Below are 22,848 nucleotides of genomic sequence, written 5' to 3' on the forward strand. Positions count from 1 at the left end.
GTAAACAGTCTCAAAAATCTTTTAAATATAACTACCATGAAAAATAAAAATATTTATCCATGGGTAGTGGTTGCGTTGCTTTGGGTAGTAGCGTTGCTCAACTACATGGATAGACAAATGCTTTCTACAATGCAGGAAGCAATGAAAATAGATATTGTAGAGCTGACGAAGGCAGAAGCTTTCGGTGCATTAATGGCAGTCTTTCTTTGGATTTACGGCTTTATGAGCCCGGTTGCCGGAATTATTGCAGACAGGCTTAGTCGTAAACGGTTAATTGTCGGAAGCTTGTTTGTTTGGTCAGCTGTAACATTCCTGATGGGATATGCCACGACGTTTGAGCAATTATATGGTTTGCGTGCAGTGATGGGGATTAGTGAAGCATTGTATATTCCTTCCGCTCTGTCCTTGATAGCGGATTGGCATCAGGACAAATCACGCTCATTGGCAATTGGAGTTCACATGACCGGACTGTATGTCGGTCAGGCAATCGGTGGGTTTGGAGCTACGGCAGCCGCTGCATTTTCCTGGCAGAGCACTTTTCACTGGTTTGGCATTGTAGGTATTGCTTATTCTGTGGTTCTTATCTTTTTCCTGCATGAGAATCCTGTCCGAATGAAAATAGAAAAGGTTGTTGCTAATGGCATTAACAAGGGGAATTCAATTGGAAAAGGGCTGTTACTGTTATTTTCAAATATTTCTTTTTGGGTGATATTATTTTATTTTGCAGCTCCGAGTTTACCGGGGTGGGCTACAAAGAACTGGTTGCCAACGCTATTTGCGGAGAATCTGGATATTCCGATGTCACAGGCAGGACCAATATCTACGATTACCATTGCTCTATCTTCATTTGTCGGAGTAATATTGGGAGGATTCTTGTCGGATAGATGGGTGCTGAAGAATATCCGCGGACGTGTCTATACAGGGGCAATCGGACTGGGGATGACTATCCCCGCACTGTTATTGTTAGGTTTCGGACACGGTTTCATTAGCGTAATAGGTGCAGGATTGTTGTTCGGCATCGGCTTTGGTATTTTCGATGCCAACAATATGCCTATTCTATGCCAGTTCGTTTCTGCTAAATATAGGGGGACGGCATATGGTATTATGAATATGACAGGAGTTTTTGCAGGAGCTGCAGTAACTCAATTATTGGGAAAATGGACGGACGGTGGAAGTCTGGGCGAAGGATTTGCTATGCTTAGTATTGTCGTTGCACTTGCATTAGGGCTACAAATCTACTTTTTAAGACCTAAAACGGATAATATGGAGTAATACAATGATGGTTATAGTTTGGGGTGTTATGAGTAATAAGAAGAAAAGAATTTTAGTGTAAAGCTCATTTATTATCTCAAATGTATAGATATATTTGTAAATATTGTATTCGTACTATTCTTACTCTTAAACTGTTTTCTTTTTATTATACAGGATGCTAATAAACTCAATTTGCATTTTTAATAAATAATGAAACAGTTTATTATAAACGGGTCTTACATTTATAATAAACGATATTCGGGATAATTCACTAAGTAGATACGAATATATTAAACAAAATGGGGTGAAATCTATGTAGATTCCACCCCATTTCTATTCTTTCAGACACATATTTATGTTTCTGAAAATTCTCTTTATGTCTTTATTTTTGTATATATCATATCTATTGTTAGCTAATTGGTTATTGCAAATATACAAAATTAAAAGAGGAAAGTCAATAGCTTTTTAAAATTTGATGTGATACAACACATGCCTGCACAACGGATGTTCACCAGGGACAAGCGGATGATCGAATTCCCTTACTCGTTCCATTCCTATTTTCTGCATTACACGTTCTGACCGTTGGTTGAGAAGGGAAGTAAAAGAAAAGAGTTCTTTTATATCCATTTTATTGCGTGTATGCTCCAAACAAGCTGTTGCAGCTTCAGGAGCATAACCCTGTCCCCAATATTCGTGTGCTAACCGCCAGCCTATTTCTATGCCCGGAGCAAAGTCTACATCAAATGTAATCTGATGTAGTCCGGTATAGCCCATAAAAGCATGATCTTCTTTTCGTTCTACAGCATACAAACCGAAGCCACAGGTTTGGAACTCATTTTGAATACACTGATAAAAGGCAAATGATTCTTCCGATGACAATGAATTAAGAAAAAACTCCATCACATTCGGATCGGCATTCATACGGGCAAAAAACGGGATGTCTTCTTCTTTCCAGTCGCGGAGAATCAGACGGGGTGTTTCTATATACTTTTGCATAATAATGATAATAATGGAATGCAAAGATACAATTCTTTTTCCTTGTTGGAGGTTATTCATTATTATAAGTATTAACTATTATTCATTGAATCCCCTCTTCACTTATGGTCAGTCTAGTCAGCAGCATGATACGGGTGTGTAAACCAGAAGCAGGAACCTACTCCTTCGGTTGAATCCACGCCAATTTCTCCTCCCATTTGGGAAACAATGCTTTTGCAGATAGAAAGTCCGAGTCCTGTACCCTGAACAAAGGTATTGAGCTTCACAAAACGTTCAAATACGCTCTTTTGCTTTTCTTCCGGTATTCCCATTCCGGTGTCGCGCACATAGAATTTTATTTTCTGATGGGATACTTGTTCATATCCCAGGGTGATACAGCCTTGCTGGGTGAACTTTAACGCATTATTTATAAAGTTACTGATTACTTGGGTGAATCTGTTTTTATCCGTATAGATATAACATTCCGGGAATGGTTCCTCAAAAATCAATTCAACACCTTTACTCACTTTCATACTCATTGATTTGATGATTTCAGCACACGTCTCATTTACATCCACATTGGTATATACAAAATTAAATGTTCCCGCTTCGATTTTCGAAAGATCGAGAATATCCGATATCAGTTGCAAGAGAAGTTCATTATTCTCTTGCACAATCTTGATATATTCCTGCCGTTCGTTTCTGCTGTCCGTTTCTGCCAGAAGACTGGAAAAACCGACAATAGCATTGAGAGGAGTACGGATCTCATGACTCATGTTAGCTAGGAAAGCCGACTTCAGACGATCCAGTTCTTCCGCTTTATCGCGGGCAATAATCAATTTCTGTTCAGTCTCTTTCAAAGGCGTGATGTCATAATTGATACACAACATCTCAATAATACCGTCTTGCGGACGGTAATCCCTGACCATCACATTGATGCTGGTCCATGTATATTTGCCATTCTCCCTGCATACACGAACTTCTTTACGCAAACTGGTTGCCTTTCCCGTTTTCACTTCACCTACAAAGTTTTTCAGAACAGCCTGATCTTCAGGAACTACATGTGCATATACTCCGATAACCTGCGGCATGGGAGTACCTTCTTTTTCACCCAAATTCCTGTACCATGTATCTTGGGCATATCCGTCTCTTGTCAATACATTGAAATGAGCAAATCCTACCTTGGCATAATCACCGATTAGAAGAAACAGATTCTCAAACTCCTGTATCTTGGTGTATGCATTGGTCGTTTCCGTCGTATCTATATTGATAAACAGATAGTTGATAAATCGATTTTGAGAATCATAGAGAGCAGTAACTTTAGTGGTAAGATTAATAATCCCATTTCTCCGACTATCTACATATTGATTTATTTTTGAGAAATCATAATTGATGGAGAAGTTTACATCTTCTTTCGCTCTCAATCTCTCTTTAACCTCTAAAGGAATATTGGGATTGTCGAACAGATTAACTCCCAATGCCTCATGCTTGTCAGACAAGCCGAATATTTCAAGCTCTTTATCATTAATGTCTACCAAATAACCGTCTTTGTCGTAAAGTTCGACGCCTGCCGGAAGATTCTTATAGATGTTTCTCAATATCTTCTCGCTGTTGTCCAAAGCAAGACGATCTTCTTTGGCTTGTAACTCCGACTTTCGCAATTCGATGCAAATACTGATAATATTAGCAAGAGAGGAAAAGCATTGATAATCCACATTGCTCCAGCTACGCTGCGTTCTTACCATATCAATTCCCATATAGCCCCATACCTCTTCTTTAGAGATTAGCGGAACTACCATCAGCGACTTGATATCCTGCATCTCCAACGTCTGACGATATTCCGCAGCTTCTTCGGGCATGTCGTCCAGCGTGTTCAGTATGATAGCCCTTCTTTCGGCTATCTGATGATTCCACCAGGTAGAAGGGTCCCAGGGAATATTACTCAAGAACTCCTGTTCCTTGGATATTCCTTCGGCGGTAACCTCATAAGTGCAATCCTGGCGTTGTTCTTTTCTGTTTATTTCGAATATATAGATACGATCACCCAAAAATTGGTGAAGGAGATCTCCTAACGTCTTGTTAACCACTTGAGTAACATCATCACATTGCAGAAAAGCAAGCAATGAATATGAAATATTAGTTTGTTGATAAAGCAAATTGCTCACTTGAAAGAAATCAATGTTTCCATTCGTAGTATCGATCGGTCTGTCAATATATTGCAGAAGGCCCGTCATGTTCCTATATCCCTCTTCATCGGGCTTTTGGAAATTAATCTTGGAGTACACCCATATTTCCCCGTCTTTTGCCCGGATTGGGAACATTTGTTCGTATGTCTCCAGATAAGAAAGAGACATATATTCATTTTTAAGACGCAGCCGGTGGTCTTCACGTATTCTTTGGTGGAATTCGGTGAAACTGATGCGGTTACTTTCAAGGCCGAGTAAGTCAACAATAAAGTCAGAGCAGATATATTCTTTATTCTTCAAATCTGACTCCCACCATCCCATTTTGGCCATCTGTGCTATCTGAACGTATTTTTCATAGTCATAATTTGTTTGTTCTTTCATATTGTTTGCTCTTGTTTTCTGTTTTATATTATAAGCTAGCTGGCAAAGATAAGCATAACTTTTAAATAATGAGGAATTTGCATATCACAGCAGGGTGAAAGTGGAAATTTGGTGCTGAAAAATGGAAAAAGAGACAAATGAGTACAAACAGGGGATTATTTCGTCTTTCTCTTAGTGAAGAAGTGAATTATATAATCTATAATATATATCAGAAGAATGAAAAATACCAGATTATTCATGTTTGCGGCATGCACACTTTTTTTGGCAGCGTGTGGCAGGCAAACCGTGAAGATTATGACTCCGCCGGATGCGTCAAATCGTGTTTTGTTTGGTGCGGAGCAGTTACAGACTACCTTGGATAAAGCCGGTTATCAGGTAATGATGCAACAGGGAGACACTACATTCTCCGATCCCGAAATCAAAACGATTCTGTTGACGGAAGTAAATGACACGACACTCAAGAAAGAAGGTTTTCATATTTCGACGACGGGCAATCTGACCAGAGTGTCCGGCAGGGATGGAAGTGGTGTCATCTACGGGTGTCGTGAACTGATAGACCGTGTAAATGATTCGGATGGTAAGTTGAACTTCCCGGAGGAACTGGAAGATGGTCCTGAAATGGTATTACGCGGTGCATGTGTAGGGTTACAGAAGATGACCTACCTGCCAGGACATGGCGTATACGAATATCCATATACACCGGAAAGTTTCCCTTGGTTTTATGATAAAGAACAATGGATTAAATACTTGGATATGCTGGTTGCCAACCGCATGAATTCACTGTACCTTTGGAATGGACATCCGTTTGCCTCATTGGTGAAACTGGAAGATTATCCGTTTGCACTGGAAGTAGATGAAGAAACCTTCAAAATGAACGAAGAAATGTTCTCTTTCCTCACGGAAGAAGCAGACAAGCGCGGTATCTTTGTCATACAGATGTTTTATAATATCATTCTTTCCAAACCCTTTGCTGAACATTACGGACTGAAAACACAGGATCGTAACCGCCCCATTACTCCTCTGATTGCCGATTATACACGCAAGAGTATTGCCGCTTTCATTGAAAAATATCCCAATGTAGGATTACTTGTTTGTCTGGGTGAAGCGATGTGTACAGTGGAGGACGATGTGGAATGGTTTACTAAAACAATTATTCCGGGAGTGAAAGACGGATTACAGGCATTGGGACGTACAGATGAACCACCTCTTTTGTTGCGTGCGCACGACACGGACTGCAAACTGGTGATGGACGCTGCCTTGCCGCTCTATAAGAATCTTTATACGATGCATAAGTATAATGGTGAATCGTTGACTACCTACGAACCTCGTGGTCCCTGGTCGAAAATTCATACGGATTTGAGTTCGTTGGGTTCCATTCATATCAGTAACGTACATATCCTGGCAAATTTGGAACCGTTCCGCTGGGGTTCTCCGGATTTCGTACAAAAGGCGGTCACTGCCATGCACAATGTACACGGTGCCAATGCGTTGCACCTTTATCCGCAGGCCTCATATTGGGACTGGCCTTATACAGCGGACAAATTACCGAACAATGAACGTGAATTCCAATTGGATCGTGATTGGATCTGGTATCAGACTTGGGGACGCTATGCGTGGAACTGCCACCGCGACCGTACAGATGAAATGGGTTACTGGGACCATCAGTTGGGCAAGTTCTACGGAACCTCTGACGAAAATGCAAGTAATATCCGTGTAGCATACGAAGAAAGCGGAGAGATTGCTCCGAAGTTGTTACGTCGTTTCGGTATCACAGAGGGAAATCGCCAAACGTTATTACTGGGTATGTTTATGAGTCAGCTTGTCAATCCATACAAATATACGATCTATCCGGGATTCTATGAAAGCTGCGGACCGGAAGGAGAGAAGCTGATAGAGTATGTAGAAAAAGAATGGAAAAAGCAACCTCATGTAGGTGAAATGCCTTTGGATATTGTTGCTCAAGTAATAGAACATGGAGATAAAGCAGTAGCGGCTATTGATAAAGCAGCTGGTTCCGTCTCTTCAAATAAGGATGAATTTGCACGTTTACAGAATGATATGCATTGTTATCGTGAATTTGCGTATGCGTTCAACCTGAAAGTGAAAGCTGCCAAACTGGTATTGGATTATCAATGGGGAAAAGAGATTAAGAATCTTGAAGAAGCTATTCCTTTGATGGAACAAAGCTTGGAACACTATCGCAAATTGGTGGAACTGACGGACGAACATTACTTGTATGCCAACAGTATGCAGACTGCCCAACGTCGTATTCCTATCGGTGGAGATGATGGAAAGAACAAGACATGGAAAGAATTGCTGGTACACTATGAGAAGGAATTGGAGAATTTCAAAGCCAACCTCGCTTTGTTGAAAGAAAAACAGAATGGAAATGCGGTGACTGAAACTGTCGAGATTGCTGCCTGGACTCCTGCAAACGTGAAACTGATTTCTAATTATCCGACAGTGAAAGTGGAGGAGGGTATTTCTTTATTTGTGGATGTTCCAGGTAAGATAGAAGCAGTAGCTCCTGAATTAAAAGGAATGAAAGCGCTTCGTTTCAATGGAAACGAGCAGAGAGAGAAAGGCACGAGTATCACTTTCGAAACGGATGCTCCGGTGAAATTGTTAGTCGCTTATTTCAAAGACGACCAGAAAAAGTATGCAAAAGCTCCGAAACTGGAAATCGATGCGTCAGCCAATGATTACGGTCAGGCGGAACCTGTATTGACGAATGCTGTCCGTATCAATGGAATGCCTTTGGCAAATGTGCATGCATATAGTTTTCCGGCTGGAAAGCATACGTTGATGTTACCCAAAGGCTATCTGCAAGTGTTGGGATTCACGGCTGCGGAAACGAAAGTGCGTAATGCCGGGCTTGCCGGGGATGAAGAAACAATGGATTGGTTGTTTTATTAATGGGAATTTAGCAGTTAAATGAGAATTTATCGGTTAAATGGGAATTTTGCAGTTAGGCTGAAAGCCTTACAATTATATATTTATTGGGGTGCCCTGAAAGGGCTTAATTATATAGCGTAGGGCAACGCCCTACGAAAAAAACACACCAGCCACAAGCCCTGAAAGGGCGGAACCGTATACAATTATGCCCTTTCAGGGCGCAAATTCAGATTGTCGTTTTTACGTAGGGCGTTGCCCTACGCTATATAATTAAGCCCTTTCAGGGCACTCCGCAAAATTATCATTTAGTGGTTATGCACTATTTAAGTATTAAACGATTAGAAAAAGTATCATGAAGAAGTTATTGCTGGCAGTTTTTAGTATAACCACCACTTTCTCTCTATATGCGCAACGGGAAGTTCCGCAAGAACGAATGGAGCAGATTTACGAGGAAGTAAAGACACCATACAAGTACGGGCTCGCAGTTGCCCCGGCAGACAATTATCATAAGATTGATTGTCCTACCGTTTTTCGCCAGGGAGACAAGTGGCTGATGACTTATGTGGTTTACAACGGTAAAGGTGGAACCGATGGTCGTGGTTACGAAACGTGGATAGCAGAAAGTGATAATCTGCTCGAATGGCGCACTTTGGGACGGGTTCTTTCTTATCGGGATGGAAAATGGGACTGCAATCAGCGTGGCGGATTTCCTGCATTGCCGGATATGGAATGGGGTGGAAGCTATGAGCTTCAGACTTATAAAGGTCGCCATTGGATGACTTATATCGGTGGTGAAGGAACGGGCTACGAAGCTGTAAAAGCCCCGCTTTATGTCGGACTGGCATGGACAAAAGGAGATATTTCTACGGCACATGAATGGGAATCTCTGGACAAACCGATTTTGAGCATCCATGATAAAGATGCCCAATGGTGGGAAAAACTGACTCAATATAAGAGTACTGTTTATTGGGATAAAGATAAAACATTGGGAGCTCCGTTTGTGATGTATTACAATGCGGGCGGGCGTCATCCGGAAACGGATTTAAAGGGCGAACGTGTCGGCATTGCGCTTTCCAAAGATATGAAAACATGGAAACGCTACTCCGGCAATCCGGTCTTTGCGCATGAAGCAGATGGAACCATTACAGGAGATGCGCATATCCAAAAGATGGGAGATGTGTATGTGATGTTTTACTTCTCTGCTTTTGAACCTTCGCGTAAATATAAAGCATTCAATACATTTGCCGCCAGCTATGATTTGGTGAACTGGACTGATTGGAAAGGGGCCGACCTGATTATTCCCTCCAAGAACTACGATGAACTGTTTGCTCATAAGAGCTATGTGGTAAAACATGATGGAGTGGTTTATCATTTCTATTGTGCGGTAAACAACACAGAGCAACGTGGCATTGCCATTGCTACCAGTAAGCCGATGGGACGTTCGACTGTCCGTTTCCCGAAACCGGAAATCAAGAACCGCCGGCAGATCACTACATTGAATGAGGGTTGGAAAACCTGGATTACAGAGGCAACTCATTTGAAAGGTAATTTTATGATGCGTGCGAAAACGGTGAACATTCCTCATAACTGGGACGATTATTATGGATACCGCCAGTTGACACATGGAAACCTGCATGGAACAGCTATGTATGTGAAAGATTTCACGGCAGATGTAAAATCCGGGAAACGGTATTTCCTTCGTTTTGACGGAGTGGGTACATACGCCACCATTACAGTGAACGGAAAGAATTTCGGTCGCCATCCCATAGGGCGCACCACATTGACTTTGGATGTCACAGATGAATTGAAACAGGGAGTAAATCGCCTGGAAGTGAAAGCCGAGCATCCTGAAATGATTGCCGATATGCCTTGGGTATGTGGGGGATGTTCGTCGGAATGGGGATTCAGTGAGGGTTCCCAGCCGTTAGGAATCTTCCGTCCTGTGGTATTGGAAGTAACAGATGAGATTCGCATAGAACCTTTCGGTGTACATATTTGGAATGACGAAAAGGCTGCTAACGTATTTGTAGAAACAGAGGTCAAGAATTATAGTAAAACAACAGAAACGGTAGAGTTAGTCAATAAACTAAGCAATGCCGATGGAAAACAAGTTTTCCGTTTGGTTGAGAAAGTTACTTTAGCTCCGGGAGAAATGAAAGTGATTCGCCAGCAGGCTCCTGTTGAGAATCCTGTCTTATGGAATACGGAAAATCCATATCTCTATAAATTGGCCAGCATGATAAAGCGTGATACGAAGACGACGGATGAAATTTCGACACCCTTCGGTATTCGTACCATTAGCTGGCCGGTAAAACGAAACGATGGAGACGGACGTTTTTACCTGAATGGGAAGCCCGTGTTTATCAATGGAGTATGCGAGTATGAGCATCAGTTCGGACAAAGCCATGCGTTCAGTAATGAACAAGTTGCCGCAAGGGTAAAACAGATACGTGCAGCCGGTTTCAATGCATTCCGGGATGCTCATCAGCCCCATCATCTCGATTATCAGAAGTACTGGGATGAAGAGGGAATCTTGTTTTGGACACAATTTTCCGCCCACGTGTGGTATGACACTCCGGAGTTTCGTGAGAACTTTAAAAAGTTGCTTCGTCAATGGGTGAAAGAACGTCGTAATTCTCCGTCAGTAGTGATGTGGGGATTGCAGAATGAAAGCACTTTGCCTCGTGAGTTTGCACAGGAGTGCAGTGATATTATTCGGGAGATGGATCCGACTGCAAAGACAATGCGTGTCATAACAACCTGTAATGGCGGTGAAGGTACAGACTGGAATGTAATTCAAAATTGGAGTGGTACGTATGGAGGAGATGTGACGAAATACGGTCGTGAACTCTCTCAAACGAACCAATTATTGAACGGGGAATATGGAGCGTGGAGAAGCATCGGTCTGCATACGGAACCAGGGGATTTTCAAGTGAACGGAGTGTGGAGTGAAGACCGTATGTGTCAGCTGATGGAAACTAAAATCCGTTTGGCAGAACAGGCTAGAGATAGTGTTTGCGGACAATTCCAGTGGATATACAGCAGTCATGATAATCCCGGACGTCGTCAGCCGGATGAAGCGTATCGCAAAATAGATAAAGTAGGTCCGTTCAATTATAAAGGATTGGTTACTCCATGGGAAGAACCGTTGGATGTATATTATATGTATCGTGCCAACTATGTTCCGGCTGCAAAAGATCCGATGGTTTACCTGGTATCACATACATGGGCCAACCGTTTTGAAAAAGGACGTCGCCGTGCCACTATCGAGGCTTACAGCAATTGTGATTCTGTATTGCTATATAATGATCTGACAAATGAAAAGGCAACCTTCCTCGGACGTAAAAAGAACAACGGAACAGGCACTCATTTTATGTGGGAAAACCGGGATATTCGTTATAATGTGCTTCGTGCTGTAGGATATTATAAAGGTAAACCGGTAGCAGAAGACCTGATCCTATTGAATGGTCTGGAGCAAGCCCCTAACTTCAAACTTCTTTATCAGGATGATAAAAAGATATTGAAAGGAGAGGCAGGATATAATTATCTGTATCGTCTCAACTGTGGAGGGGATGATTATACAGATAGCTTCGGACAGCTCTGGTTGCAGGACAATACGAATTATTCCCGTTCATGGGCGGAGAATTTCAAGGATCTGAATCCTTATCTTGCCAGTCAATGTACCACCAATGATCCGATTCATGGCACTCGTGACTGGACGTTATTCCAACATTTCCGCTTCGGACGTCACCAACTGGAATATCGTTTCCCTGTGGCAGACGGAACATATCGTATTGAACTGTATTTCACAGAGCCGTGGCATGGTACGGGCGGAAGCGCTTCTACCGACTGTGAAGGACTGCGTATATTTGATGTTGCCGTGAATGATTCTATTGTATTAGATGACTTGGATATTTGGGCTGAAAGCGGTCACGATGGAGTTTGTAAGAAAGTGGTATATGCCACAGTGAAAGGTGGGATGTTGAAAATTCATTTCCCGGAAGTGAAAGCAGGACAAGCCTTGATTTCAGGCATTGCTATTGCCAGCACAGATCAGGAACTGAAACCGACGGTATTCCCTGCATCCGGTTGGAGCTGGAAAAAGGCGGATAAAGAAGTGATGGAAAAGACTCCGAAAGAGTTGCTTCCGGAAGACAAAAATGCTCGTGTCAGTATATCATACGAAGCGGAAATGGCTGTACTGAAAGGCAAATTCCAAAAGAAAGAACATCGCAAACAGATCGGAGTGTTTTTTGGTAAAGGAAAAGGCAACAGCATTGAATGGAATGTTTCTACCGGGTTGGCGCAAGTGTACGCGCTTCGCTTTAAATATATGAACACTACCGGAAAGCCAATACCTGTCTTGATGAAATTCATTGATTCAAAAGGAGTAGTATTGAAAGAGGACATATTGAACTTCCCGGAAACACCGGATAAATGGAAGATGATGAGCACCACTACCGGAACCTTTATCAATGCCGGACATTACAAAGTATTACTTTCGGCAGAAAATATGGACGGTCTGGCATTCGATGCATTGGATGTTCAATAAGTTTTTTAGAAAAACACACATATAAACAGAAAAATAGAAGCGGGACATTAAGAAGTTTGAATATACTTCCGGTGTCCTGCTTTTCATATTCTGATACTTTCTTATAAATAAAATATAGATGTTATTTTTTTAAGATTCGATGTTCTGATTTTAATTATTCGAGGGAGAAACTTCAAATAATCCCTATATTTGAAATCAAAAACAAAATAACACAATGGAGAGCGATTTACCTAATTTTGATTTGCCGTCTGATTATATGGTTGGAGAAGGGTATGGGATAAATTTATTAAAAAGGTATAAAAACTTTCCTTGCAGGGTAAAAGCCGGTTTTTTCATTCTTTGTGTAAAAGGGATAATGCAAACGACAATCAATGGGAATCTTCAAAATATTGGTGAAAATGATTTGATAACCTTACCGCCCGGATATTTTATGGAAATTCTTGATTTTTCACCGGATATTCATATCTATTATGCCGGGTTCTCATCCGGATTCATAGAGGGTATAAATCTAATGAAGTCTACAGAACATCTTCTCCCTATAATTATGGAAAATCCGATAATAAGATTATCTCCATTGCAGGCTTGCAGTTATAAAATGTTCTATGAATCGTCAATTCTTTCGTATGCTTCTCCAAAAACATTGGCAAACAAGGAAATAGTAAAGGCGGTTCTTACCATGTTCCTTCAGGGAGCCACTGAAATTTATAAAATGCAAAATAACTTGTATTTATCTTCCCAGTCAAGAAAGTACGAGATTTATCAGGAATTTTTGCAATTGGTCATGAAATATTATACTATTCATCACGGAACCTCTTTTTATGCCGAACATCTAGGACTTAGCTTGCCGCATTTCTGTTCAACAATAAAAAAGGTTGCAGGAAACACTCCTTTAGAAGTCATAGCTTCCATCATTCTGATGGATGCCAAATCCCGGCTGAAGTCAACCAATGAACCGGTGAAGAATATAGCCTTATCTTTGGGATTTAATAATATCTCTTTCTTCAATAAGTTTTTTAAGCAACATACGGGTGTTACCCCACAGGAATACAGAGGACATTAAGCTTCCACCGGCTGTTTTTCGAGTGGTAATGTAACGGTAAAACGGCTGCCTCTTCCTACTTCCGATACAACAGAAATACTCCCTTGCAGATGTTCTACAATCGTTTTGCAGATAGAGAGTCCCAACCCCGTACCCTGCTTGAAAGTATTGACTTTATAAAAACGGTCGAATATTTCTTTCTGGCATTCTTGGGGAATACCTTCCCCCGTGTCCTCCACAAACAGACAAACTGAATCGTCATTTTCCGGATTAACCATAAAACCGAAATGAATATATCCTTCTTCTGTAAATTTCCGGGCATTATTTATGAAATTGCATATTACTTGTTTCAAGCGTGTAGCGTCAGTAGTTATGTAAATATCATCATCCGGCAAGATTGCTTTTATTTCGATTTCCGGCACATTTTTCACGACCTGCTCTTTCTCTATATCCTTCATTATGGATTTGAGGGAATAATTGGAATAAGTAAACTTGATAGTGTTTGATTCAATCTTGGACAAATCAAGTATATCGTCAATCAATCGTACTAAATGTTCGCTATTGATGCTGATTAGTCGCACGAAATCGGCACGTTCCTCTTCACTTAACTCATCATAAGTAGAACCTATAACATCAGAAAAGCCGACTATTGCATTCAGCGGCGTACGGATTTCATGACTCATATTGGCTAAAAATGCCATTTTAAGACGATCGCTTTCTTCTGCTTTTTTACGTGCCTCGATTAAGGTGTTTTCTATGTCTTTATATTCCTGAATACTCAAGCAGATTCCCACTAACCGATAGGGATGACCGGATATGTTTGCAATATAAGTAGACTGCCCTTCAAACCATTCCCAAGTACCATCCCCCCGGCGCAAACGGAATGGAACTGTTTTGTCAAAAGTTGTATTACCACTAAGTTGTACAACAAAGGCGTCAGCCATAGTTTGCCGATCGTCCGGATGAATCATATTCACATATTCCTCCATTGTCAAAGTATTATTCTCTCCGGCTGGAATACCTAAATGTTCAAAATAACGATCATCAAGAGTAAATTCACTCCGGCTTATATCATAATACCATGGATAGATTCTGGTTCTTTGCAAAGCAGTATTCAGAATATATTCCTGTGTAAGTTCTACTGTAATATTGCGGAAAAAGAATAAGATGTTTTTTTCGCCCTCTTCATTTTCCATTGTAGCAAATTCTCCTCTTATCGGGAATTGTGTATAGTCAACTTGTTCCTGCATAAATGTATGTTCAGGCAGCGAGTATACTTTTTTGCCCTGACGGATTTCTTCCAAAATGGTCGAGAGTATATCTTCTTTCTTATTTAACAGCTTGAATATCTTGTTGGTCGGAAGAGGCATCATCGCATTGACTGACGAATGTACATGAAGTTCCGTAAAAGCTTGCTGATTCAGTTGTATGACTTCTCTATTTATATCCAATATGATAACTCCGTCAGGTAGGATATTCAGCAAATCATCATTGTAGAGTGTTTGTCCGTTCGCTTCCATATTTTGTTATTTTTCGTTCAATGTACAAGATAATAATTAAATTCATAACAAAGAAAGCCATTTTACTGAAGAAAACATTATTTCAACAAACCTTTTGTACCTGTTTATACAGCTATTTTAATTTGCAACACATTGAATGTTAATACGATATTCCTTTTTTAAGATTCGATACTCATTTATTAAGCCTCACTCCGTTTATTTGCCAGTCATTTTTTTCTGTTCCTTCAGTGAAATTGAATGATTGCACAGAAGAAGACAACGGTTCGAATGTGAGTGAAAATTCTGCTTCGCCGCTTTCAGGCAAATAAAAGTGCTCACCGGGTTTAATCCCATCTGCTTTCTTTAAGGTATACGTTTCACCTTTCTCATCTACCAATCTACAATTCGGGCTGACTCGTATCCAGTATTTGGGAATATAATAAGCGTTGAAATGTACGATGGTAGCGGTGTCTGTCAGTACCACTTGCTTGACTTCAAGAATATCGGTATTGGTTGATTCCGACACCGGATAGTTAACGACTTTTGTATTTCCTTGCCATGTAATACTCATTTCATGTTTGACAGCATCCAGATACCTGCGCATTTTTAGTTTCAAACTACCTTTGCCATAACCCGACCACATTTTCATGATTTTGCCTTCGGGAGAGATAAGGACATAGTTGGGAATACCTCGAACTCCATATTTAGCGTATAATCCGGCTGTTTGTTTTAAGTCACTTAAATTCTGCCAGGTCATTTCATGTTTTGCCGAAGCTGCCTTCCACCTGCTTTTCGTATCGGAGCTTAGACTAATGATAGTAAGACGCTCTTTATATTGTTCTTGAATCTCTTTCATCTCTGGTAAAGCCATAATGCAAGGACCGCAACCGCTACTCCAGAAATCAAGCAATATATATTTTCCATTGAAATCAGTCAGATGATGAATCTTTCCATCCAAATCGAAAAGTTCGGTATCTGCCATTTTATCTCCCTCTTTCACAACTGTAGGCGGGAAAAGATTAACTGCAATTTCCTGTCCTGTTATAGAAGTTTTTTGTGCTTCATTCATTCTATTATACAAAGCCAGTGTTTCATCTTTATAAGAGAAATTTGGATTGTACTTCACTGACATGCTCAATTTATATAGCCTGTCCATCCAAATGTTTGATACAGGAAGTTCCTGCATCAGTTTCATTTCACGTTTGCTGATTAAAGCTGAAATACTGTCTTCTTTCGCACGTAGAGCCTTCCGTTCTGCTTCCGGGGCAGAACGCAGACTTCTTGCTTTGATAGACAAACGTTGATACTCATCCCATAAATCGTGTGAATCTTCAATAAACCTATTATATTCTATTTGTTCCTTTACAGGGCTGTCTACTGTCCACGTATGTATCAAGGTATTCGTTCCGGTTACTTTGATTCTTGCATTAGGAGTCGCATAAATCTCCAGCGACATGGAAGGGAAATCATCATTACGGGTACACATTAGAGATAATTTGTCTAAACCATCTTCTCCGGCATTTCGTTTGAAGAAGAAAGTACCGTTTTGTATGGTATCCATGGCTACTGTACTTCCTACATTTCCGTCAAGTAGAAAAAGAGAAACAAGAGTTCCATCCTTTACACCTTCCACTTTACCTTCAATCGTATACTCGTGCTGTGCTTGTGAAACGAGACTGCCAAATAAAAAGAGGCTGCTAAATAGTAGTTTTTTCATCATCATAATATTAGAAGTAATTATACGCCACAAGGTAAAGCTTTTCTTTATAGAGTGTTACTCCTTTTATTGTTCTTTAATATTTCTGTAAAAGAAAGGGGTACAAAATGCCCTTTCGTTCGTCTACTTGATATGAAGAAAAAAGAACGAATGAAAATATATACTTTACTGCTTGGCGCATTGTTTGTAAGTCCTACACAGGCACAAACAATGCATGATTGGGAGAATCATCATGTTCTCCAGATCAATCGTGAACCGGCAAGAGCCGCTTTTACCCCTTTCTCTGTACAGAAAGGAGACGGCTCAATCTCTTTAGACGGAATCTGGAAATTCCGTTGGACTCCCGTTCCCAATGAAAGAGTCATGAATTTCTATCAGATAAATTTTGATGATAAAGATTGGACGAATTTTCCTGTTCCCGCCAATTGGGAAGTGAACGGATATGGCACGCCTATCTATGTTTCAGCAGGCTATCCGTTTAAAATAGATCCTCCACGGGTGATGGGAGAACCGAAAACTGACTATACCACGTATAAAGAAAGAAACCCGGTAGGGCAATATCGCCGCACTTTTGTATTGCCGACCGGATGGGAAGTGAATGGACAGACTTTTCTACGGTTTGAGGGCGTAATGAGCGCCTTTTATGTTTGGATCAACGGTGAGCGGGTAGGGTATAGCCAAGGCAGTATGGAACCGAGCGAATTTAATGTCACGAAGTATCTGAAATCCGGAGAAAATCAGATTTCACTGGAAGTCTACCGATATAGTGACGGTTCTTATCTGGAAGATCAGGATTTCTGGCGTTTTGGTGGTATTCATCGTAGTATTCATCTGATACATACACCGGATATTCATGTCCGTGATTATGCGGTACGCACTCTTCCCGCATCTGTGGGTGATTATAAAGACTTTATTTTGCAGATTGATCCGCAATTCAGTGTATATCGAGGGATGACCGGAAAAGGGTATGTCTTACAGGGAGTATTAAAGGATGCTTCAGGCAAAGAAGTTGCCACATTGAAAGGCGATGTGGAAGATATTCTTGATTTGGAGCATAAAGCAAGCCGGATGAATGAATGGTATCCGCAGCGTGGCCCGCGTAAGATGGGACGCTTGTCAGCTATTATAAAATCACCGGAAAGATGGACGGCAGAAACGCCCTATCTCTATAAATTACACTTAACTCTCCAAAATGAAGAAAGAAGAGTCGTAGAACAGATAGAACAGGCCGTGGGCTTCCGCTCTGTAGAAATCAAAAAAGGACAACTGTTAGTGAATGGTAATCCGGTTCGTTTTCGTGGAGTGAACCGTCACGAACATGATCCACGGACGGCACGTGTCATGAGCGAAGAACGGATGCTTCAGGATATTCTTTTAATGAAACAGGCGAATATAAATGCCGTACGCACCAGCCATTATCCGAATGTCAGCCGTTGGTACGAGCTATGCGATAGCTTGGGGCTGTACGTGATGGACGAAGCAGATATAGAAGAACACGGATTACGTGGCACACTCGCAAGTACCCCCGACTGGCATGCGGCATTTATGGACCGTGCAGTCCGTATGGCGGAACGTGATAAGAATTATCCATGTATTGTAATGTGGAGCATGGGAAACGAAAGCGGTTACGGACCAAACTTCGCTGCTATTTCGGCATGGCTGCATGATTTCGATCCCACTCGCCCTGTACACTATGAGGGGGCACAGGGAGTGGACGGAAATCCTGACCCGAAGACGGTAGATGTTATCAGCCGCTTTTATACCCGGGTGAAACAAGAATATTTAAATCCCGGTATTGCAGAAGGAGAGGATAAAGAACGCGCTGAAAATGCACGTTGGGAACGGTTGCTGGAGATTGCGGAGCGTACCAATGACGACCGTCCGGTGATGACGAGTGAATATGCACATTCCATGGGGAATGCATTAGGAAATTTCAAGGAATATTGGGATGAGATATATAGTAATCCCCGTATGCTGGGTGGTTTTATATGGGATTGGGTAGATCAGGGAATCTACAAGACTTTACCCGACGGTCATACCATGGTGGCTTATGGTGGTGACTTTGGCGATAAGCCGAACTTAAAAGCTTTCTGCTTTAATGGATTACTGATGAGTGACCGTGAAACTACGCCTAAATATTGGGAGGTAAAGAAGGTATATGCACCGGTTGAGTTGAGAGTTGAGAATGGAGAGTTGAGAGTAACCAACCGGAATCATCATATTGATTTATCACTTTATCGTTGCCTGTGGACATTATCAGTGGATGGTAAGGAGAAAGAACGGGGAGAAATAACATTGCCGGAAATAACTCCAGGCGAAAGTAAAACGATTGATTTGCCGGCTTTCCGATCATTAAAAGATATTTATTCTCTTTCCGATTGCCAACTGAAAGTAAGCATTGTTTTGAAATCGGATGCTCTTTGGGCAAAGGCAGGACATGAAGTAACTTGGGAACAATTCTGTTTGCAAAAAGGAGATTTAGCTTCTGCTGATTTAATTAATAAAGGAACGCTTCAAGTGGAAGAGGATGATAAATCTTTATTGATTAGCGGACGCGGTTTTTCTGTTCAGTGGGAAAAGAAAGTGAACGGAAGTATGACCTCCCTTATATATAAGAACAAAGAAATGCTGGCTCACTCCGATGATTTTCCGGTTCAGCCTGTCACTCAAGTTTTCCGTGCTCCGACAGATAATGACAAGAGCTTCGGAAACTGGTTGGCTAAAGACTGGAAATTGCATGGAATGGATCATCCGCAGATAAATCTGGAATCTTTCCACCATGAAAAACGTGCAGACGGGGCGGTCATTGTCCGGATTCAAACTAGTAATTTATATAAAGAAGGAAAAGTGGTGACTACTTCTGTCTATACAGTCTTTTCAGATGGAACAATTGATCTGAAAACAACTTTCTTGCCACAAGGAGTTCTTCCTGAAATTCCCCGTTTAGGTATCGCATTCTGTCTGGCGCCTGCTTATGATACATTTACCTGGTATGGCAGAGGGCCACAGGATAACTATCCTGACCGCAAAACATCTGCTATGATAGGGCTTTGGAAAGGAAGCGTTGCAGAACAGTACGTACATTATCCACGTCCGCAGGATAGTGGGAACAAAGAGGAAGTGCATTATCTGACCCTGACCGACAAACAGAATAAAGGTATTCGTGTTGACGCGGTAGAAAACGCATTTTCTGCATCTGCCCTGCATTACACCGTACAGGACATCTATGAAGAAACTCACGATTGTAATTTAAAACCACGTGCGGAAATCATTCTTAGTATGGATGCTGCCGTACTTGGATTAGGAAACAGTAGTTGCGGACCGGGTGTATTGAAGAAATATGCCATAGAGAAAAAAGAACATACGCTGCATATCCGCATCAGTAGTAAACAATGATAGCAATAAATAACTAACACAATTATAAAAGTAACAATGAAAAAAGTAACCACTTTATTATCGACCTTAGCGTTGGCAACTACCCTGGCTGCTCAAAACCTTCCACAAACGGAAAGGCAATATCTCTCCGGTCACGGATGCGACGATATGGTTGAATGGGACTTCTTTTGTACCGACGGACGCAATTCCGGGAAATGGACGAAAATCGGTGTACCTTCCTGCTGGGAGCTGCAAGGATTCGGCACCTATCAGTATGGAATCACTTTCTATGGTAAACCATTCCCTGAAGGCGTTGCCAATGAAAAAGGTATGTATAAGTACGAGTTTGAAGTTCCGGAAAAGTTTCGCTGCAAACAGGTCAATCTTGTATTCGAAGCTTCAATGACAGATACGGAAGTAAAAGTGAACGGACGTAAAGTTGGTTCCAAACATCAGGGGGCCTTCTATCGTTTTTCATACAACATCACGGATTTTCTGAAATATGGCAAAAAGAATTTACTGGAAGTCACTGTTGCCAAAGAGAGTGAAAATGCCAGTGTGAACCTTGCCGAACGTCGTGCTGATTATTGGAATTTTGGCGGTATCTTCCGTCCGGTGTTCCTGGAGGTGAAACCAGCCGTAAACCTGCGGCACATTGCCATTGACGCAAAGATGGATGGAACTTTCCGTGCCAACTGCTACACAAATATTTCTAATGACGGAATGAGCATCCGTACACAGATTTTAGATAAAAAAGGAAAGAAGTTAGCGGAAGGCACTGTACCTGTAAAAGCGGGTGGCGACTGGACTTCTTTGCAACTGAATGTCTCTAACCCTGCACTATGGACTGCGGAAACTCCGAATCTTTATAAAGCTCAATTCTCCCTGTTGGATAAGGACGGTAAAGTGCTGCATAGTGAAACGGAAAACTTTGGTTTCCGTACCATTGAAGTACGTGAAAGCGACGGACTTTATATAAACGGAGTACGTATCAATGTACGTGGTGTCAATCGTCATAGTTTCCGTCCTGAAAGTGGCCGTACATTAAGTAAAGCGAAGAATATCGAAGACGTTCTTTTGATGAAAAGCATGAATATGAATTCCGTCCGTTTGAGCCATTATCCGGCAGACCCGGAATTTTTGGAAGCTTGTGATTCTCTCGGACTTTATGTGATGGACGAATTGGGAGGATGGCATGGCAAGTATGATACCCCCACCGGAGTACGTCTGATTGAAGGCATGATAGAACGTGACGTGAATCATCCGTCTATTATTTGGTGGAGTAATGGTAATGAAAAAGGATGGAATACCGAACTGGATGGAGAGTTTCATAAATACGATCCGCAGAAACGTCCGGTTATTCACCCGCAAGGTAACTTCTCCGGTTTTGAAACCATGCATTACCGCTCTTACGGAGAAAGCCAGAACTACATGCGCTTACCGGAAATCTTTATGCCTACGGAATTCTTGCATGGTTTGTACGATGGCGGCCATGGTGCTGGATTATATGATTATTGGGAAATGATGCGCAAGCATCCCCGTTGTATCGGTGGCTTCCTTTGGGTATTGGCAGACGAAGGTGTGAAGCGTGTAGATATGGACGGATTCATTGATAACCAGGGAAACTTTGGAGCAGATGGTATTGTAGGACCACATCACGAAAAGGAGGGTAGCTACTACACTATCAAGCAGTTATGGAGTCCGGTGCAAATCATGAATACTTCTATCGACAAGCAATTTGATGGCAAATTCTCCGTAGAAAACCGTTACGATTATCTGAATCTGAATACTTGCCGTTTCCTTTGGAAGCAAGTAAAATTCCCGTTGGCAACAGATGCTTCCAATGCCGCTGTTCAAGTACTGAAAGAAGGTGAAGTGCAAGGCAGTGACGTGGTTGCTCACTCGGCAGGCATTTTGGATATAAAAACAAATATCCTCCCCAATGCAGACGCCCTCTTCCTGACAGCAATCGATCCATACGGCCATGAACTTTGGCGCTGGACTTTCCCGGTCAACAAACTGAATCAGCAGACAGAACAGCTTTCTCCCTTGTCCAGTCGTCCTACTTATACAGAGACAGAAAATGATCTTACTGTGAAAGCGAATAAGCGTACATTCATCTTCTCAAAGAAAGACGGACAACTGAAAGGGGTATCTGTAGATAACCGTAAGATTAGTTTCGCCAATGGTCCCCGTTTCATTGGAGCCCGTCGTGCAGACCGCTCATTGGATCAGTTCTATAACCATGATGATGAGAAAGCAAAAGAAAAAGACCGTACATATAGCGAATTCCCTGATGCTGCCGTATTTACGAAACTGGACGTAAAACAAGATGGAGGTGATCTGATTGTTACCGCCAATTATAAACTGGGTAATTTGGATAAAGCTCAATGGACAATCAACCCGAGTGGGGATTTGGCTTTGGACTACACCTACAATTTCTCCGGTGTCGTAGACTTGATGGGTATTCGTTTCGACTATCCTGAAGATCAGGTAACCAGCAAACGCTGGCTGGGTGCCGGACCTTACCGTGTATGGCAAAACCGTATTCACGGGACGCAATACGATGTATGGGAAAACGACTATAACGATCCTATTCCGGGTGAGACCTTCACATATCCCGAATTCAAAGGATACTTTGGTGATGTTTCCTGGATGAATATCCAAACGAAAGAAGGCACTATCAGTCTAACAAACGAAATTCCCGACACGTATATAGGAGTATATCAGCCTCGTGATGGCCGCGACCGTTTGCTTTATACTCTTCCCGAAAGCGGAATCTCTGTCCTGAACGTGATTCCTCCGGTACGTAATAAAGTAAACTCCACCGATTTGTGTGGTCCCTCTTCACAACCGAAATGGGTAAATGGTCCACAAACCGGACGAGTCATTTTCCGGTTTATGTAAATGAATCATATAAAGGTATCCACATTGCGTTGGGTACCTTTTTTATTTGGCCTTCTCACCGATTTTTCAAG

Annotated in this window: 10 protein-coding genes; 6 read left to right on the top strand and 4 right to left on the bottom strand. The window is 41.7% G+C overall.

All coding sequences use genetic code 11. The features are described 5' to 3' along the window. The first annotated feature begins 36 nt into the window (after window positions 1-36). A complete protein-coding gene (locus tag DWZ47_RS16890) occupies window positions 37-1,272 on the top strand; it encodes an MFS transporter (protein WP_117513882.1) in 1,236 nt (411 codons plus the stop codon). 444 nt (window positions 1,273-1,716) lie between these two features. Here DWZ47_RS16890 and DWZ47_RS16895 read toward each other — a convergent pair whose 3' ends face one another. Further along, window positions 1,717-2,247, bottom strand: coding sequence for a GNAT family N-acetyltransferase (locus tag DWZ47_RS16895; protein WP_117513931.1), 531 nt, complete (start codon window positions 2,245-2,247; stop codon window positions 1,717-1,719). Between the two features lie 113 nt (window positions 2,248-2,360). Continuing rightward, window positions 2,361-4,793: an ATP-binding protein gene (locus DWZ47_RS16900; RefSeq protein ID WP_117513884.1), complete on the bottom strand. Its 2,433-nt coding sequence runs from the start codon at window positions 4,791-4,793 to the stop codon at window positions 2,361-2,363. Between the two features lie 216 nt (window positions 4,794-5,009). Between DWZ47_RS16900 and DWZ47_RS16905 the strand changes: the two genes are divergently transcribed. From DWZ47_RS16905 to DWZ47_RS16915, 3 genes are all read left to right on the top strand, one after another. Continuing rightward, complete coding sequence (locus DWZ47_RS16905; RefSeq protein WP_165860915.1) at window positions 5,010-7,709, top strand: hypothetical protein; 2,700 nt, start codon at window positions 5,010-5,012, stop codon at window positions 7,707-7,709. Window positions 7,710-8,040: 331 nt separating this feature from the next. Then, window positions 8,041-12,240 carry a malectin domain-containing carbohydrate-binding protein gene (locus DWZ47_RS16910; protein WP_117513886.1) on the top strand — a complete coding sequence of 1,400 codons (4,200 nt, stop codon included), beginning with the start codon at window positions 8,041-8,043 and terminating at the stop codon, window positions 12,238-12,240. Between the two features lie 214 nt (window positions 12,241-12,454). Beyond that, window positions 12,455-13,300 (top strand): helix-turn-helix domain-containing protein, encoded by an 846-nt coding sequence (locus DWZ47_RS16915; protein WP_004306159.1) that lies wholly within the window; start codon window positions 12,455-12,457, stop codon window positions 13,298-13,300. Here DWZ47_RS16915 and DWZ47_RS16920 read toward each other — a convergent pair. Then, on the bottom strand, window positions 13,297-14,799 hold the full coding sequence (locus tag DWZ47_RS16920) for a sensor histidine kinase (RefSeq protein ID WP_004310768.1): 1,503 nt from the start codon (window positions 14,797-14,799) through the stop codon (window positions 13,297-13,299). The genes DWZ47_RS16915 and DWZ47_RS16920 overlap by 4 nt on opposite strands. A gap of 172 nt (window positions 14,800-14,971) precedes the next feature. Continuing rightward, entirely contained in the window at window positions 14,972-16,501 is a 1,530-nt protein-coding gene (locus DWZ47_RS16925; protein ID WP_117513888.1) for a TlpA disulfide reductase family protein, read from the bottom strand. 126 nt (window positions 16,502-16,627) lie between these two features. Between DWZ47_RS16925 and DWZ47_RS16930 the strand changes: the two genes are divergently transcribed. Then, on the top strand, window positions 16,628-19,891 hold the full coding sequence (locus DWZ47_RS16930; protein WP_117513890.1) for a glycoside hydrolase family 2 TIM barrel-domain containing protein: 3,264 nt from the start codon (window positions 16,628-16,630) through the stop codon (window positions 19,889-19,891). Window positions 19,892-19,927: 36 nt separating this feature from the next. Next, the gene (locus tag DWZ47_RS16935; RefSeq protein ID WP_117513892.1) at window positions 19,928-22,777 is read left to right on the top strand and encodes a glycoside hydrolase family 2 protein; all 2,850 of its coding nucleotides are present in this window, start codon (window positions 19,928-19,930) and stop codon (window positions 22,775-22,777) included. Window positions 22,778-22,848: the final 71 nt, after the last annotated feature.

Source organism: Bacteroides sp. AF32-8BH, assembly GCF_003435205.1.
Classification (GTDB): Bacteria; Bacteroidota; Bacteroidia; order Bacteroidales; family Bacteroidaceae; genus Bacteroides; species Bacteroides ovatus.

What these genes read in the sequence shown, in the direction of transcription:
- DWZ47_RS16890 (WP_117513882.1), top strand. Translation starts at nt 37, where the DNA reads ATGAAAAATAAAAATATTTATCCATGGGTAGTGGTTGCGTTGCTTTGG.
- DWZ47_RS16895 (WP_117513931.1), bottom strand. Translation starts at nt 2,247, where the DNA reads ATGCAAAAGTATATAGAAACACCCCGTCTGATTCTCCGCGACTGGAAA.
- DWZ47_RS16900 (WP_117513884.1), bottom strand. Translation starts at nt 4,793, where the DNA reads ATGAAAGAACAAACAAATTATGACTATGAAAAATACGTTCAGATAGCA.
- DWZ47_RS16905 (WP_165860915.1), top strand. Translation starts at nt 5,010, where the DNA reads ATGAAAAATACCAGATTATTCATGTTTGCGGCATGCACACTTTTTTTG.
- DWZ47_RS16910 (WP_117513886.1), top strand. Translation starts at nt 8,041, where the DNA reads ATGAAGAAGTTATTGCTGGCAGTTTTTAGTATAACCACCACTTTCTCT.
- DWZ47_RS16915 (WP_004306159.1), top strand. Translation starts at nt 12,455, where the DNA reads ATGGAGAGCGATTTACCTAATTTTGATTTGCCGTCTGATTATATGGTT.
- DWZ47_RS16920 (WP_004310768.1), bottom strand. Translation starts at nt 14,799, where the DNA reads ATGGAAGCGAACGGACAAACACTCTACAATGATGATTTGCTGAATATC.
- DWZ47_RS16925 (WP_117513888.1), bottom strand. Translation starts at nt 16,501, where the DNA reads ATGATGATGAAAAAACTACTATTTAGCAGCCTCTTTTTATTTGGCAGT.
- DWZ47_RS16930 (WP_117513890.1), top strand. Translation starts at nt 16,628, where the DNA reads ATGAAGAAAAAAGAACGAATGAAAATATATACTTTACTGCTTGGCGCA.
- DWZ47_RS16935 (WP_117513892.1), top strand. Translation starts at nt 19,928, where the DNA reads ATGAAAAAAGTAACCACTTTATTATCGACCTTAGCGTTGGCAACTACC.